The 15,412-nt window shown below is 51.3% G+C and carries 13 protein-coding genes; 10 read left to right on the forward strand and 3 right to left on the reverse strand.

The genetic code is table 11. The annotated features are described in order from the left end of the window. Position 1 precedes the first annotated feature (1 nt). The 7 genes from BK816_RS04200 (at position 2) to BK816_RS04230 (ending at position 6,077) form a co-directional block, all read left to right on the forward strand. On the forward strand, positions 2-1,006 hold the full coding sequence (locus tag BK816_RS04200; protein ID WP_071164059.1) for a gluconeogenesis factor YvcK family protein: 1,005 nt from the start codon (positions 2-4) through the stop codon (positions 1,004-1,006). A gap of 78 nt (positions 1,007-1,084) precedes the next feature. Further along, the gene (whiA, locus tag BK816_RS04205) at positions 1,085-2,065 is read left to right on the forward strand and encodes a DNA-binding protein WhiA (protein WP_071164060.1); all 981 of its coding nucleotides are present in this window, start codon (positions 1,085-1,087) and stop codon (positions 2,063-2,065) included. Positions 2,066-2,273: 208 nt separating this feature from the next. Beyond that, the gene (gene gap / locus BK816_RS04210) at positions 2,274-3,278 is read left to right on the forward strand and encodes a type I glyceraldehyde-3-phosphate dehydrogenase (RefSeq protein WP_071164061.1); all 1,005 of its coding nucleotides are present in this window, start codon (positions 2,274-2,276) and stop codon (positions 3,276-3,278) included. A gap of 87 nt (positions 3,279-3,365) precedes the next feature. Further along, the gene (locus BK816_RS04215; RefSeq protein WP_071164062.1) at positions 3,366-4,556 is read left to right on the forward strand and encodes a phosphoglycerate kinase; all 1,191 of its coding nucleotides are present in this window, start codon (positions 3,366-3,368) and stop codon (positions 4,554-4,556) included. A 2-nt stretch (positions 4,557-4,558) separates the two neighbouring features. Continuing rightward, complete coding sequence (gene tpiA, locus BK816_RS04220) at positions 4,559-5,335, forward strand: triose-phosphate isomerase (protein WP_071164063.1); 777 nt, start codon at positions 4,559-4,561, stop codon at positions 5,333-5,335. A 113-nt stretch (positions 5,336-5,448) separates the two neighbouring features. Continuing rightward, positions 5,449-5,697, forward strand: coding sequence for a preprotein translocase subunit SecG (gene secG / locus BK816_RS04225; RefSeq protein WP_071164064.1), 249 nt, complete (start codon positions 5,449-5,451; stop codon positions 5,695-5,697). Between the two features lie 2 nt (positions 5,698-5,699). After that, positions 5,700-6,077 (forward strand): RNA polymerase-binding protein RbpA, encoded by a 378-nt coding sequence (locus tag BK816_RS04230; protein WP_071164065.1) that lies wholly within the window; start codon positions 5,700-5,702, stop codon positions 6,075-6,077. A gap of 77 nt (positions 6,078-6,154) precedes the next feature. Here the strand turns inward: BK816_RS04230 and tkt are convergent, their stop codons facing one another. Beyond that, positions 6,155-8,221, reverse strand: a complete 2,067-nt coding sequence (gene tkt / locus BK816_RS04235; RefSeq protein WP_071164066.1) for a transketolase — start codon at positions 8,219-8,221, stop codon at positions 6,155-6,157. A 68-nt stretch (positions 8,222-8,289) separates the two neighbouring features. Here tkt and xerD point away from each other — a divergent pair, with 68 nt between their 5' ends. After that, positions 8,290-9,204 (forward strand): site-specific tyrosine recombinase XerD, encoded by a 915-nt coding sequence (gene xerD, locus BK816_RS04240; protein WP_071164067.1) that lies wholly within the window; start codon positions 8,290-8,292, stop codon positions 9,202-9,204. Between the two features lie 166 nt (positions 9,205-9,370). On the opposite strand, the gene BK816_RS04245 is transcribed toward xerD, so the two are convergent. After that, positions 9,371-11,227, reverse strand: a complete 1,857-nt coding sequence (locus tag BK816_RS04245; protein WP_083379066.1) for a DEAD/DEAH box helicase — start codon at positions 11,225-11,227, stop codon at positions 9,371-9,373. Between the two features lie 103 nt (positions 11,228-11,330). Continuing rightward, the gene (locus BK816_RS04250) at positions 11,331-12,692 is read right to left on the reverse strand and encodes an MFS transporter (protein ID WP_071164069.1); all 1,362 of its coding nucleotides are present in this window, start codon (positions 12,690-12,692) and stop codon (positions 11,331-11,333) included. Positions 12,693-12,873: 181 nt separating this feature from the next. On the opposite strand from BK816_RS04250, the gene aspS reads away from it, so the two are divergent. Next, entirely contained in the window at positions 12,874-14,661 is a 1,788-nt protein-coding gene (gene aspS / locus BK816_RS04255) for an aspartate--tRNA ligase (protein WP_071164070.1), read from the forward strand. A 75-nt stretch (positions 14,662-14,736) separates the two neighbouring features. Next, a complete protein-coding gene (locus BK816_RS04260) occupies positions 14,737-15,357 on the forward strand; it encodes an L-threonylcarbamoyladenylate synthase (protein WP_071164071.1) in 621 nt (206 codons plus the stop codon). Positions 15,358-15,412: the final 55 nt, after the last annotated feature.

Consider the following 15,412-nt stretch of genomic DNA (forward strand, 5'->3'; position numbering starts at 1 on the left):
CATGGAACCGATGTACCAAAGTTTCGGCACGGTAGGCCAAGTGGGGCCGGGCCCACGAGTAGTCGCCTTAGGTGGCGGCCATGGACTGTATGCCACTTTATCTGCATTACGTCACCTCACTGCAAAGCTCACAGCTGTGGTGACAGTAGCTGACGATGGTGGTAGCTCTGGTCGCTTGCGCGAGGAACTTGGTATTTTGCCTCCGGGGGATTTGCGTATGGCGCTTTCTGCGCTCTGCGCCGATAGCCAATGGGGTCACCTTTGGCGTGACGTGCTACAGTATCGATTCCAATCAACCGGGGAACTCGATGGGCATAGCGTCGGCAACCTGTTAATCACTGCTCTTTGGGATATTCTGGCTGATCCGGTAGCAGGTTTAGATAGAGTTGGAGCATTGCTTGGTGCCCAAGGTCGAGTACTTCCTATGGCAAATGAACCTTTAACTATTTCTGCGGAAGTCGAGTTCGAGGACGGTCTTCAAACAGTCACTGGCCAAGTCTCTGTGGCGAAAACTAAAGGGCGGGTGAGAACAGTTAGTGTTTCTCCGAACAATGCCAGCGTGCCTCAAGAAACCCTAAAGGCAGTACATGATGCCGAGTATCTAGTGATGGGGCCAGGATCGTGGTTTTCATCTTTGATCCCGCATTTAGTGGTGCCGGAACTGAGAACCGAAATCTGTCAGACTAGGGCGAAGAAAATCTTGGTTCTAAATTTGGAGCAACAAGGTGATCATGACGGGGGAGAAACTACGGGAATGAACCAAGTAGATCACCTTAATGCACTGATTCATCATGCCCCCGAATTAAGATTCGACGCAGTTCTCGCCTCGGCGAAATTAAACGAGGATTACGGGGCATTAGGCCGGGCAGTTCGTGACTTGGGCGGCAAACTATTTATTCGAGATATTGCTCTTCGAGGACAACCTGGGGTGCATGACCCGATCCGTCTAGCCGCTGCCTTCACCGACATTTTTGATCGCTTTAAAGCTGAAAATCATAATTCCTAATACCACTTCACCTTTAGTCTGGGAAACGACTAAGATGTCATACACCTTGCAACCAAAGTGCCAAAGAATGGGGAGCTCATGTCACTAACTCAAACTCTAAAAGCCGAAATTGCTTCGTCTAGAGCGAGAGATAACGAATCCCGTGCTGCCGAAATTGCTGCCACGCTGCGTTTTTCGGGTGGGCTTCATCTGGTGGCTAAACATGTAGTAATCGAGGCTGAGCTAGATTCCAAAGAGGGAGCCTTCCGGTTGCAAGATGAGCTCAAATCGCTTTATCAAGTGGACTCTGAACTGCTAGTAGTTGGATCCACAGGTATTCGACGGCAGGATCGCTATGTGGTGCGAGTAGTTAAAGGTGCAGACAACCTAGCTAGGGTTACCGGCCTCGTCGATAAGTACCGCAGACCAGTCCGCGGTTTGCCACCAAGAATCGTCGGTGGATCGAGTGAAGTCGCTTTAGCTGCTTGGCGTGGAGCTGTAATGGCCCGTGGTTCTTTGATGGAGCCAGGGCGTTCGGCGGCTTTAGAAATTACATGTCCAGGACCGGAGGCAGCTTTAGCTTTGGTCGGTATTGCTCGCCGCTTGGGGGCTATTGCAAAATCCAAAGAGGTGCGTGGAGTAGATCGAATTATGATTCGCGATGGCGAACAGATTGCTACTTTGTTGCGCAAAATGGGCTGTGAAGAAACTGCTGATCAATGGCAGCAAAAGCGTCGAGTTCGCGAAATTCGAGGATCGGTAAATCGCCTAGCGAACTTTGATGATGCGAATCTACGACGCTCGGCACGAGCGGCCGTGGTCGCCGGGGCTAGGGTGGAACGAGCATTCAAAATCCTAGGTGATGAGATTCCGCAGCACTTGATTGAAGCTGGTCGACTACGACTCAAATACAAAGAGGCTTCGCTAGAAGAGTTAGGACAGAAATCGAATCCGCCACTAACTAAAGACGCGGTAGCTGGCCGAATCCGGCGCTTGCTGGCGATGGCAGATAAAAAAGCCCATGATTTGGGGATTGCAGACACTAACAGTGCTCTGACCCCTGACATGCTTGACGAATAAGCTAGGTTACTTGCACGGGGCTAAAGTCACCTGCGAAGGTAATTACTCGCCAAGCGAAACCAGTGCCATACCTCTCTAATCTTGGGGAATTTCAGGTAGATTAGTAAGTGCTGCACAGCGGTATCCGCCGCTGGCCCAAAACCAAAAGTGGTTTTGGAAATTCTCGAATTATTAGGAGTGCGAAACACTCGCACACTAGGAGGACATTGTGACCATTCGCGTAGGTATTAATGGCTTCGGTCGTATTGGCCGTAACTTCTTCCGCGCCATCCTCGAACAGGGTGCGGACATCGAGGTCGTTGCGGTTAACGACCTGACCGACAACAAGACCTTGGCTCACTTGCTAAAGTACGACTCCATCTTGGGTCGTCTAAAGGCTGAAGTGACCTACGACGACGAGTCCATCACCGTTGACGGTCACCGCATTGCCGCTTTGGCAGAGCGTGAACCAGCAAACTTGCCATGGGGCGAGCTCGGCGCTGATATCGTAATCGAATCCACTGGCTTCTTCACCGACGCCACCAAGGCTGCTGCTCACATTGAAGGCGGCGCCAAGAAGGTCATCATCTCGGCTCCTGCCAAGAATGAAGACGGCACCTTCGTTGTTGGTGTAAACCACACCGATTACGATCCTGAGAAGGACAACATCATCTCCAACGCTTCTTGCACCACCAACTGCTTGGCTCCTTTGGCCAAGGTGTTGGACGACAAGTTCGGCATTGAACGCGGCTTGATGACCACCATCCACGCTTACACCGGTGACCAGCGTCTACACGACGCTCCTCACAAGGACTTGCGTCGCGCCCGCGCTGCTGCTCTATCCATCATCCCAACCTCGACTGGTGCTGCTAAGGCTGTTGCTTTGGTTCTACCTCAGCTCAAGGGCAAGCTCGATGGTTACGCATTGCGCGTTCCAGTCCCAACCGGTTCTGTAACCGACCTAACCTTCACCGCTAAGAACCCAGTCACCGTTGAAACTGTCAACGCTGCTGTTAAGGAAGCTGCTGAAGGCGAACTCAAGGGCATCTTGGGCTACACCGAAGACCTCATCGTTTCGGCTGACATCGTCACCGATCCATTGTCGTCCATCTTCGACGCTCCTTTGACCAAGGTTATTGACGACCAGGTCAAGGTTGTTTCGTGGTACGACAACGAATGGGGCTACTCGAACCGTCTAGTAGACCTCACCGTCTACGTCGGCGAACGCCTCTGATTCTCAGTTCTAAATCATGACTGACAGACACCCGTGCATGTTTTGGCGTGCACGGGTGTCTGCTGTCTTAAACAAATAGGAGTTTTTGTGAAAACTATTGATACTCTAGGTGACCTCCGCGGCAAGCGCGTTTTGGTTCGCTCTGACTTTAACGTCCCGTTGGACGGCGACCGCATCACCGACGATGGTCGTATTCGTGCGGCACTTCCTACCCTTAAGCGTTTGCTAGACGCTGGCGCCAAGGTTGTCGTAATGGCTCACTTGGGTCGTCCTAAGGGCGAAGTAAAGCCTGAATTCTCTTTGGCACCTGTCGCCAAGCGTTTGGAAGAACTACTTGGTGCTCCAGTCAAGCTAGCCAAGGACGTTGTCGGCGACGACGCCAAGGCAACTGTCGAATCGCTTCAGGAAGGTGAAGTCGCTCTTCTCGAAAACATTCGTTTCGATCCACGCGAAACCTCCAAGGATGAAGCACAGCGCGAAGAACTTGCTAAGGCTCTTGCTAAATTCGCTGATGCTTATGTTTCGGACGGCTTCGGCGTTGTTCACCGCAAGCAGGCTTCGGTTTACGACATCGCCAAGTTGTTGCCAAGCGCAGCTGGCTTGCTAGTCCTCAAGGAAATCGAATCCTTGCGTAAGGCTACCGACAACCCAGAGCGTCCATACGCTGTGGTACTTGGTGGTTCCAAGGTCTCGGACAAGCTCGGTGTGATCGCTAACCTTCTCACCAAGGCTGACATGCTACTCATCGGTGGCGGTATGGCATACACCTTCCTCAAGGCACAGGGTTACGAAGTTGGTAAGTCTTTGCTTGAAGAAGACCAGGTTCCAACCGTACAGCGTTACTTGGAAGAAGCTAAAGCAAATGGTGTCGAAATCGTCCTCCCAGTTGACGTTGTCGCTGCGGAAGCTTTCGCTGCTGATGCCAAGTTTGAGGTCGTTGATGCCGACGCTATCCCTGCAGATCTAATGGGCCTCGACATCGGTCCAAAGTCGCAGGAAATCTTTGCCGAAAAGATTGCATCTGCTAAGACCGTTGCTTGGAATGGTCCAATGGGCGTCTTCGAATTCGAAGCATTCGCCGGTGGCACCAAGGCTGTCGCCAAGGCCATGAGCGAAGGCGACTGCTTCTCAGTCGTTGGTGGCGGCGACTCTGCTGCTGCTGTTCGCTTGCTCGGCTTCGACGAGAGCACCTTCTCACACATTTCCACCGGTGGGGGCGCCTCACTGGAACTTCTAGAGGGCAAAGAACTGCCCGGTATCGCAGTTTTGGAGGACTGAAAATGACACGTAAACCACTTCTTGCAGGCAACTGGAAGATGAACCTAGACCACCTAGAGGCAATCTCCTTGGTAGAAGGTCTAGCCGCTCACCTTAAGGATGCTAACTTTGACTACGACAAAGCAGATGTAGTAGTTATCCCACCATTCACCGATATTCGTTCCGTCCAGACTGTAGTTGAGGCTGACGAACTAGGGATCGCTTACGGCGCTCAGGACGTTTCGGTTCACGAAAGCGGCGCATACACTGGTGAAGTTTCCGCAGCTATGCTCTCCAAGCTTGGTGTTAAGTACATTGTGGTCGGCCACTCCGAACGCCGCGAATACCACAATGAATCTGACCAGCTAGTTGGCGAAAAGGCTCGCGTTGCTCTTGCCGGTGGCATGATTCCGATTATTTGCTGTGGTGAAGGTCTTGACGTTCGCAAGGCAGGTAAGCAGGTAGAACACGTTCTTTCGCAGATCGACGGTGCTCTTGAAGGCATCTCGGCAGAAGACGTTGCTCGTTCCGTTATCGCTTACGAACCAATCTGGGCAATCGGCACTGGCGAAGTTGCAACTCCAGAAGATGCACAGGAAGTTTGCGGTGCCATCCGCGAACGCGTTGCCGAACTTTACGACCAGAACACCGCTGACGCCGTTCGCGTCCTCTACGGTGGCTCGGTAAAGTCCTCCAACGTCAAGGAAATCATGGCAAAGCCTGATGTCGACGGCGCCCTCGTTGGTGGTGCCTCGCTAAAGGCTGAAGAATTCTCGAAGATCGTTAACTTCGAGGCCTGATAAGACTAATGGCGGTAGGGAGTTTGACTCCCTACCGCCATTTAGCTTGCTAATGCCACCAATAAGGCATTATTCTTTTAACTAACTATTGTTCATAACTTCAAAGGAATATTGTGTCCGCTCTGATTTTGACTCTCCAGATTCTGGTAGCCATCCTCTCTCTGCTGATGATCCTACTAGTGCTATTGCACAAAGGTAAAGGCGGGGGAGTCTCCGACATGTTCGGTGGCGGCATGTCTTCATCTGCAGCCTCATCTGGTGTTGCGGCACGAAACTTGGATCGAATCTCCATTGCCACTGCCCTGATTTGGATCATTCTGATTATCACCCTCGGGGTACTAGTTAAGTTTGGATTTGCGTAAAGATGTCAGTAATCAACACTAATGGTCCTATCCGTGGAAGCCGAGTAGGCTCGGCTTCACCTCGTGCTGACTTTGGGGTGCAATCAGTTCCCACAATTAGTGTTGATTATTATTGCGTAAACGGGCACATCACGAGTCCTACTTTCGCAGATTCTGAGAAAGTAGAAATTCCATCAGAATGGGAATGCGATGAATGCGGCCTACCGGCTGGACGCGACCCACAGAATCCGCCGCAGGAACCAGAAAACATTCCGTACAAGACGCATTTTGATTATCTTCAAGAGCGTCGAACTGACACTGATGGTGAAAAGCTGCTAAACGAAGCCCTACAAAAACTACGTAAGCGTCGTGGCGTCGTGGAGCCAAAAGACGAAGCTTAATATAGAGCGCTTAATACTTAAGGTTGAGGGCTGGGATTCAAACTCGAATCCCAGCCCTCAACCTATGTCTAAACGGACTACTTAGCCAAAACTTCCTTCGCCTTAGCCACCACGTTTTCCACGGTGAAACCAAAGTGCTTGAACAAAGTATCTGCACCGCCAGGTGTGCCAAATGAACTCATAGTAACGAAGCTTGCATGATTACCAACCAACTCGTACCATGGCATCGCAATCCCAGCTTCAATCACAACTCGAGCGCTCATTTCATCCGGCAAAACACTTTGCTGATACTCTTCAGACTGTGCCTGGAACCATTCCATACAAGGGACCGAAATGACTCGAGCGGCGATTCCTTCCTTGGCAAGAGCCTGCTGGGCATCCAGTGCCAAGGCGACTTCAGAACCAGTCGCCAAGAGCGCAACTTCTGCCTTTGTCTCACTATCACGCAATACATAGGCGCCATAGCGGACATTATCGGCGTTGGCCAGACCTTCATTTTCACGATCCCACACAGGCAAATCCTGTCGAGATAGCGCCAAAACAGTGGGCTTTCGATCGCTTAGAGCCTTTGCCCAAGCTTGCGCAGTTTCGTTCGCATCTGCCGGACGAACTACTTCCAAATTAGGAATTGCTCGCAACGCAGCCAAATGTTCAACCGGTTGGTGGGTTGGACCGTCCTCGCCAACCCCAATCGAATCATGAGTGAACACGTAAGTTACCGGCAACTCCATAAGTGCCGCCAAACGAATCGCTCCACGCATGTAGTCAGAGAAGACCATGAAAGTACCGCCATAAGGCAGGAATAAGCCAGTTAAAGCGATGCCATTGAGGATTGCACCCATCGCGTGTTCACGAATTCCGAAGTGCAAGTTACGGCCGTATTTATTACCAGTAAATGCCTTGGTGGAGTGCTCGGCAGGGAAGAAGGAAGACTCATTCTTCATCAAAGTATTATTCGAACCGGCCAAGTCAGCAGAGCCACCCCAGAGCTCAGGCAAGATTGGGGCCAAAGCATTAATCACTTGACCAGAAGCGGCACGAGTAGCTAGCTTGCCAGGCGCAAAGACTGGAAGGTTATCTTCCCAGCCCTGCGGCAACTGCTTCGCCAATAGACGTTGCAAAAGAGCAGCCTCTGTAGGATTCTCATTTTCCCACTTAACAAAACGCTGATCCCAAGACTCACGTTCAGCGCCATTACGCTGCGCAAAAGCTCGCCGACTCTCTGCCAAAAGATCCTCGTCAACTACGAACGATTCTTCTGGATTCATGCCAAGGGCCTGTTTCAACCCAGCAAGTTCTTCTGCACCAAGTTTGGCACCATGAATACCGCCAGTGTTCTGCTTGTTAGGGCTAGGCCAACCGATAATAGTACGAAGACGAATCATGGAAGGACGATCAGTTACCTGCAAGGCACGCTTAATCGCCTCATCGAAAGCAGCCACATTCTCTTCATAAGAGCCATCTGCCAATAGCCAGGAAACATGTTCCACATTCCAGCCGTAGGCTTCAAAACGGGCATCTACGTCCTCGGTGAAAGTAATCTCGGTGTCATCCTCAATAGAGATGTGGTTATCGTCGTAAATAGCAATTAGATTGCCAAGTTGCTGGGCACCGGCCAAAGAGCAGGCCTCATGCGACAACCCTTCTTGCATATCGCCATCGCCCATAAATACCCAGACTCGCTGATCAAAAACTGAATCACCGCTTGCCTGAGGATCTAACATGCCACGCAAACGACGCGAGGCCATGGCCATACCAACTGCCGAAGCAATGCCAGAACCAAGTGGACCAGTATTGACCTCTACAAAGTCAGTAACGTCAACTTCCGGGTGACCCGGAGTCCGAGAACCAAAATGACGGAAAGACTTGAGATCATCTAGCTCCAGTCCAAGACCGTGCCAGAAAAGTTGCGAATACTGGATAAGAGATGCGTGACCGATCGAAAGGACAAACTTGTCTCGGCCCAACCACTTAGGATCCTTAGGATCTAACTTTAAATAATCACGGAAAAGTAAGTAAGCCGCAGGTGCTAAAGAAATAGCTGTTCCTGGGTGGCCACTACCTGCATTTTCTACCGCATCTGCAGCTAGCGCCTTAAGTTGGGCAATCGCCTTGTCGTCGCCCTCATTCCATGCGAAGCTCATTGCTTCCTCCTTATCGATTGGCACGCGTTAAGTCTATCCTAATGCGGCTAAACCGTTAAAATTAGTCCATGCAGATTTCTCAAATGCTTTCACAATTTCTGGTCCACCTTCGGGTTGAAAGGGGAGTTTCGACCCATACCAGTGCTGCCTATCGGCGCGATTGTGAAAAATATGTGGATTTCTTGCAGGAAAAGGGGTGTACTGACGTTGCTGAAATCACGCCTACTTTGGTTTCAGAATTTATGGTGCATCTGGGGAAATCGGGGTTGGCACCGGCCTCGATCAATCGCACACTTTCTGCCGTGAAAGCATTACATCGTTATGGCATTGAGGAACAATTAACTACAAATGACCCCACTTACCTGCAAACGTCGACAAAACTTGGCAAACAATTGCCCAAAGCCCTGACAACGGACGAAGTCGAAGCACTCCTAGCGGGGACTGAACAAGCCGATGAAGTGATCTCATTACGGGATCGAGCCTTATTAGAACTGGCATACGCCACCGGCGCTCGCGTCAGTGAGTTGATTAATCTGTCCGTTCAAGATTTAAATACAGAAAACGAGATTGCCTTTGTGACAGTGACGGGCAAAGGAAATAAACAGCGACTTGTGCCGGTAGGCTCATTTGCGCTACAAGCAGTTGAAGCGTACCTAGTTCGTTCTAGGCCTGCCCTGGCCGCAAAGGGGAGTGGCTATCCCGAACTGTTCTTGAATAAACGAGGACGACCCCTCTCGCGCCAAAGTGCCTGGGAAATTATTCAAGATGCGGCTCAAAGGGCTGAAATTACAGCCGAGGTTTCTCCTCACACTTTGCGGCATTCATTTGCTACGCATTTGCTCGAAGGTGGTGCCGATATTCGTGTGGTGCAAGAACTATTGGGACATGCTTCAGTTACTACTACGCAGATTTACACCAAGCTTTCTAACCATCTACTTCGTGAGGTTTACTTAGGGGCACATCCACGCGCGTTGAAAGAGTAATAGGGTGCGCTCAACGAGATGGTTTACTTTCAGTGGCACTTGATAGCTACCAAGCTTAAAACTTTTTGTTAATAAATCGAGACAACGAAAAACCAAAAAGACTGAGAATTGTTTTGGTGGGGTAACAAAGACTGTTACCCCACCAAAACTAAACTTTAGAAGCTAATCAGAAAGAACGACGCTTCTTGCTAAACTTTTTAGCGCCTGATTTGAATGGTCGGCTACCGCCACCGCGACGATCAAAGCGACGGTCGCCACCTTGTCGGCGATCGAAACGATCTCCGTCATCATCACGGCTACCACGAGGACCGGAGTCTTCGCTGATGCGAAGCTGACGACCAGAAACAGTCGCCCGCGCAATGCGCGAAGAAGCGTCAGGTTCAAGTCCGCCAGAGATTTCTACTAGGGAGAACGACGGGAAGATATCAATCTTGCCTAAGTCGCGACCATCGATGCCACCTTCGTTGGTAATCGCCCCAACGATGGCACCTGGACGTACTCCGTCACGGTGTCCAACCTCGACACGGTAACGACGCATCGCACCAGTTGCGCGAACTGGACGAGTCTCTCGATCGCCACGACGACCAGCACGAGCAGCCTTACGGGGCTCATCGCGTCCTGGTTCAAAAGTAGCGGCTACGAAGTTGCCTTCTTCGTCAACTAGTTCTTCTCGGCGAACGCGACCATTGCCACGAACATCTGGCTGAGCATCTGGGCCATGGTCACCCACGGCTTCCGCTAGCAAAGCAGCAGCAACATCATAAATATCTACTTCTTCATCCTTGGTGAGTTCATGCAACAAGTCAAAGTAGAGTTCCAAACGACCCTTTTCAATCCGCTCATCAAGGTGATTAAGAGTGTTCTTGGCGCGGAATTCGCTGACTTCGCGAGGAGTAGGAATCGCCACTTCTTCCAGCTTGGCGCCAGTAAGCTTCTCAATTCGCTTCTTACGGGAAGCTTCACGTGGTGTGAAGAAAGTTAGCGCGGTGCCAGTACGTCCCGCGCGGCCGGTACGACCAATGCGGTGCACATAAGCTTCGTCTTCGCGAGGCACATCGAAGTTAACAACAAGACCGATACGATCTACGTCTAGGCCACGGGCAGCCACGTCGGTAGCTACCAGCACATCAAGGCTACCGGAGCGCAAGCGCTCTACAATGCGTTCACGTTCACGCTGGGCCACGTCACCCGAAATACCGGCAGTTCTAAAACCGCGGGAAGTTAGATCGATGCTGACTTCTTCCGCATCGGCACGGGTACGAACGAAGACGATGGCGGCATCCGCAGTACGGGTTGCCAAGACACGCGATAGGGCGCCCATTTTGTGCTTGAACGGAACTACCGCGTAAGTCTGACGAACAGTAGTGGTAGTTGAGGCTTGACGAGAAACAGTTACGTTGACTGGATCCTTCAAGTGAGTCTTGGCGACCTTGGCAATAGCCGGTGGCATAGTGGCCGAGAAGAGCGCAGTAATAGCTGAATCAGGCACGGTTTCTGCAATGGTTTCCACATCTTCAGCGAAACCCATACGAAGCATTTCATCGGCCTCGTCCAGCACAAACATGCGGACATTAGTCAGGTCGAGGGCGCCACGAGAAATCAAGTCGATGACACGACCGGGAGTACCAACTACTACCTGTACTCCGCGTTTAAGAGCTCCGAGCTGTGGGCCGTAGGGGGAGCCACCATAAACTGCCAAAATATCGACGCCACGGCTTTCACGGGCGAATTCGTCGATCGAATCGGCACTCTGTAAAGCAAGTTCACGAGTGGGTGCTAAGACCAGTGCTTGGACCGGACCGCCCGCATCAACCTGAGCCAAAAGTGGCAAACCAAAAGCGGCAGTCTTACCGGTACCAGTTTGTGCTACGCCGACAATGTCACGGCCAGCTAGCAAATGAGGGATCGCCTGTTCCTGAATCGGAGTAGGAGTGGTAAAGCCTAGGTTTTCTACAGCCTGTAGAAGGTCTTGGGGCAGGGAAAGATCTGCAAAGGAAAGTTCAGACAAAAAATCGCCAATCACGAGGGGAAAATATTAAACAGCCAAATGGCTAGCCAAGTGGCTCTAAGTCCACCCTAGTGGTCTATCGACGAAAAACCACTATCTAGAGCAGTGAAATCACTCACTACTTCTCGCCGGTGGTAGCCAAAGAACCAATGCGAGAACCAGCGAAAGCCGCGCCAACACCCAATAAAATGGCCAGAATCATGGCCGGAAGCATAGGTCCAGGAGCGGGTAGATGAGCCAGGTAAACGAAGGCGGAAGTAATAATGGTGAGGGCAGCAGCACCACCAAGTGAGTCAGCCAACTGCAAGGTGGAAGAGATATAACCGTGCTTTGACTTCGGGGTTGCCGCTAAGGCGAGTACCGAGAGAGCTGGATAGGCTAACCCGACGCCAAAGGCGGTAAAACACCAACCGATGATGGAAAGCCAGCCAGGCAATGCTGGAAATGCTGCGGCTGCAGTTCCAATCCCACCGATGGCAGCCATGATTCCACCGACAGTAGGTAACTTACGACGAAGATGCTCACTGGTTAGTTTCGATTGGAATCCGGCTCCCGCTGCCCAAGTAATCGAGCCTGCCGAAATTACTAAGGCTGCCTGATCAACCGTCCAATTATGGGCAGTTTGTAGCATCAATGGAATGAAGGTTTCAGTGGCGACATAGCAAGCGTTAATAAATCCGCGGGCCGCTACCATTGAGGCAGTACCTTTGCGTAGTTTCAAAGTGCCCGGAGGGAAGAGCCAGCGCAAAGAAATAACTAAGACGATAAGAGCAACTAAGGCGAAAATACCGCCGCCAGCAATCGGCAGGGTAAATCCAAGCTGGGCTACTGTAAGTGCGAAGAAAGCTACAATAGCGCTGCGCATAATTCTTCTGGCACTGGGAGCTAAAGGCACCTTAAATCGCGGAATATGGCGTAGCAATGGCAGTAGAATAGCCGCAGCGGCCAAAATAGCCGGCACTAAAATATGGAAAACCATTCGCCAACCAAAGTAGCTATAGATTTTACCGGCGAGATAAGGGCCAATGAGCGCGGGGATCACCCAAGCTGCCGCAAAAGCTGCGAAGAAAAAAGGGCGACGTAATGGTGGCACCATGGAGCCAACTAAAACGTACATGGAAACCATCAAGAATCCGCCACCAAGACCTTGAGCTAAACGACCCAGAATGAAGACCATCATTGTCGGGGCTAGACCGCAGGTGATTAGGCCGAGAACAAATAGCACCAAACCAAACAAAAGCGGGCGCAAGGCACCGCGAGTATCACACCAAGCGCCGGCCACAGCGGTCGCAACCAACTGACCCGCTAAAGCCATACCGTTAGCCAAGGGGTACATGACATCGCCATTTAGATCCTGAGCAATTTTGGGCAGGATCGTAGTAACCCCCAGAGTGGCGAAACCAGCAAAACAAATAGAAATGCAGGAGCCGACTAGTAGCAGGGTGGCGAGTCGGGGATTATAAGTTGGTTCTCGTGTCATTGTCTACTATTTTGGTGCTTTGAACCTAATCCGTCTACTCGCAACACCTAATTGCTAGCGCAAGAAGATTCACATCTGGGCAAAAACCTCTGGTTCTTTTGGAAACCAAAGAAGCAAAGCAGTAGGATTAGGCTTGCGCCCGCCCGTCTCGCGGTGCGCTAACTGAAAGGAAATTTGGAATATGCTAAGAACAGCTCTAGCTGGAACCTTGTCCGAGGCAAACATTGGACAAGAAGTTACCCTTTGTGGCTGGGTCGATCGTCGTCGTGACCACGGTGGCGTCGCCTTTATTGACCTTCGTGATGCTTCTGGTATCGCCCAGGTAGTTATTCGGGAAGAAGACGGAGCACACGATCTACGTGCTGAATACGTTCTCCGCGTCGTTGGTGAAGTTGCCCAGCGTCCCGAAGGAAATGCCAATGACTCGTTGGCCACCGGTCAGATCGAGGTAATCGCAACTGAGGTAGAAGTACTCAATCCTTCTGCCCCATTGCCATTCCAAGTTTCTGATAATGCCGAAGATGCTGGTCGAGTAGGTGAAGAAACTCGTCTGAAGTACCGTTACCTTGACCTACGTCGTTCCTCTATGCAGAAGGCGCTACGTCTCCGTGCTGCCATTGCTCGTGCCGCCCGTAACGTCCTCGATAGTCAAGACTTCGTGGAAGTTGAGACCCCAACGCTGACTCGTTCCACCCCAGAAGGTGCTCGTGACTTTGTGGTTCCAGCACGTTTGAACCCTGGTTCTTGGTACGCTCTGCCCCAGTCTCCTCAGCTCTTTAAGCAGCTATTGATGGTCGGTGGCATGGAACGCTACTACCAGATTGCTCGTTGCTACCGCGATGAAGACTTCCGTGCTGACCGCCAGCCAGAATTCACCCAGCTTGACGTCGAAATGTCCTTCGTTGACCAAGAAGATGTCATCGCTGTTGGTGAAGCAGTTATCTCGGCCATTTGGAAGGAAATCGGCTACGAAATTCCTCTTCCGATTCCTCGCATGACCTACAAGGATGCGATGGAAAAGTACGGCTCGGATAAGCCAGACTTGCGTTTCGGTTTGGAACTAACTGACCTCACCGAGTACTTCAAGGACACTGCTTTCCGCGTGTTCCAGGCCCCATACGTGGGCGCTGTAGTTATGCCTGGCGGCGCTTCCCAGCCACGTCGTACTTTCGACAAGTGGCAGGAATGGGCCAAGGCTCGTGGCGCCAAGGGCCTTGCTTACGTCACTTTGGCCGAGGACGGTACCCTTGGTGGTCCAGTTGCCAAGAATCTTTCGGATGAAGAAAAGGCCGGGTTGGCAGAAAAGACTGGCGCTAAGCCTGGCGACTGCATCTTCTTTGCTGCTGGTAAAGCAACCGCTTCCCGTGAGCTTTTGGGTGCTGCCCGTCTAGAAATTGGTAAGCGTTGTGAGCTAATCGATCCTAATGAATGGGCATTTACCTGGGTGGTTGACGCTCCCTTGTTCAAGCCGACCTCGGATGCAGAGGCGGAAGGTGACGTGGCTTTGGGCAGCTCCTCTTGGACTGCTGTGCACCACGCCTTCACTTCACCTACCCCAGAATGGATTGACAAGTTCGAAACTGATCCAGGCAACGCCTTGGCTTACGCCTACGACATTGTTTGTAACGGTAATGAACTTGGTGGTGGTTCTATCCGTATCCATCGTCGTGACGTGCAAGAACGTGTCTTTAAGGTCATGGGCATTGGAGAAGAAGAAGCACAAGAGAAGTTCGGCTTCCTCCTCGACGCCTTCAAGTTCGGTGCCCCTCCGCACGGCGGCTTCGCCCTTGGTTGGGACCGCATCGTTTGGTTGCTCACCAACTCCACTTCGATTCGCGACGTTATCGCCTTCCCGAAGATTGGGGCTGGCTGGGATCCAATGACCGATGCTCCGGCACCGATTACCCCAGAGCAGCGTGCCGAAGCTGGCGTTGACTACGTCCCAGAAGACGAAGACGACGACGAATAAGCTTCGCTAGTCTGATTTTGCCCAGGTTAACGTGAAAACCGTTAACCTGGGCAAAATTGTTTTATGATGTAAATCATGAGCGTATATTTAGATATTCACCCACAAAATCCGCAACCGCGGTTAATCGCGCGGGCGGTTGAAATTATTAAAGATGGTGGCGTCGTGGCCTACCCTTCAGATTCGGGTTATGCGCTTGCCACCAAACTTGGTTCTAAGGCTGGACTTGAACGAATCAGAGACTTGCGAAAAGTTGATGACAAGCATAACTTCACTTTGGTTTGTTCTGACTTCAAACAACTCGGACAGTATGTTTTTGTCTCTAACAGTGTTTTCCGACTTTTGAAATCGCTAACTCCAGGACCCTTTACTTTTATTCTTGAAGGGACCAAAGAAGTTCCTCGTCTGATGCTTAATCCCAAGAAGAAGACCGTTGGCGTTAGGATTACGGATCATCCAGTGGTCAGTGCCCTTTTAGCTGAGCTTGAGGACACCCCGCTGGTTTCTTCAACTTTGATTTTGCCGGGTCAAAGTGAACCGCTCACAAATGGGTGGGAAATCCAGGACGAGCTTGGGCATCTGCTTGATGCAGTTATCGAGGGCGAGATCGGTTCGGTTCAACCCTCGACCGTGGTTGATTTGACGACTGATGAACCAGAAATTATTCGTCAAGGCGCGGGTGAATTTCCTAGCGCCTAACCATTAGACATATTTTTGGGGGCCTAGTCGTAGACTGACTAGGCCCCCAAAAAAT

Source organism: Boudabousia tangfeifanii, assembly GCF_001856685.1.
GTDB lineage: Bacteria > Actinomycetota > Actinomycetes > Actinomycetales > Actinomycetaceae > Boudabousia > Boudabousia tangfeifanii.

What these genes read in the sequence shown, in the direction of transcription:
- BK816_RS04200 (WP_071164059.1), top strand. Translation starts at nt 2, where the DNA reads ATGGAACCGATGTACCAAAGTTTCGGCACGGTAGGCCAAGTGGGGCCG.
- whiA (WP_071164060.1), top strand. Translation starts at nt 1,085, where the DNA reads ATGTCACTAACTCAAACTCTAAAAGCCGAAATTGCTTCGTCTAGAGCG.
- BK816_RS04250 (WP_071164069.1), bottom strand. Translation starts at nt 12,692, where the DNA reads ATGACACGAGAACCAACTTATAATCCCCGACTCGCCACCCTGCTACTA.
- xerD (WP_071164067.1), top strand. Translation starts at nt 8,290, where the DNA reads ATGCAGATTTCTCAAATGCTTTCACAATTTCTGGTCCACCTTCGGGTT.
- tpiA (WP_071164063.1), top strand. Translation starts at nt 4,559, where the DNA reads ATGACACGTAAACCACTTCTTGCAGGCAACTGGAAGATGAACCTAGAC.
- tkt (WP_071164066.1), bottom strand. Translation starts at nt 8,221, where the DNA reads ATGAGCTTCGCATGGAATGAGGGCGACGACAAGGCGATTGCCCAACTT.
- BK816_RS04260 (WP_071164071.1), top strand. Translation starts at nt 14,737, where the DNA reads ATGAGCGTATATTTAGATATTCACCCACAAAATCCGCAACCGCGGTTA.
- aspS (WP_071164070.1), top strand. Translation starts at nt 12,874, where the DNA reads ATGCTAAGAACAGCTCTAGCTGGAACCTTGTCCGAGGCAAACATTGGA.
- BK816_RS04230 (WP_071164065.1), top strand. Translation starts at nt 5,700, where the DNA reads ATGTCAGTAATCAACACTAATGGTCCTATCCGTGGAAGCCGAGTAGGC.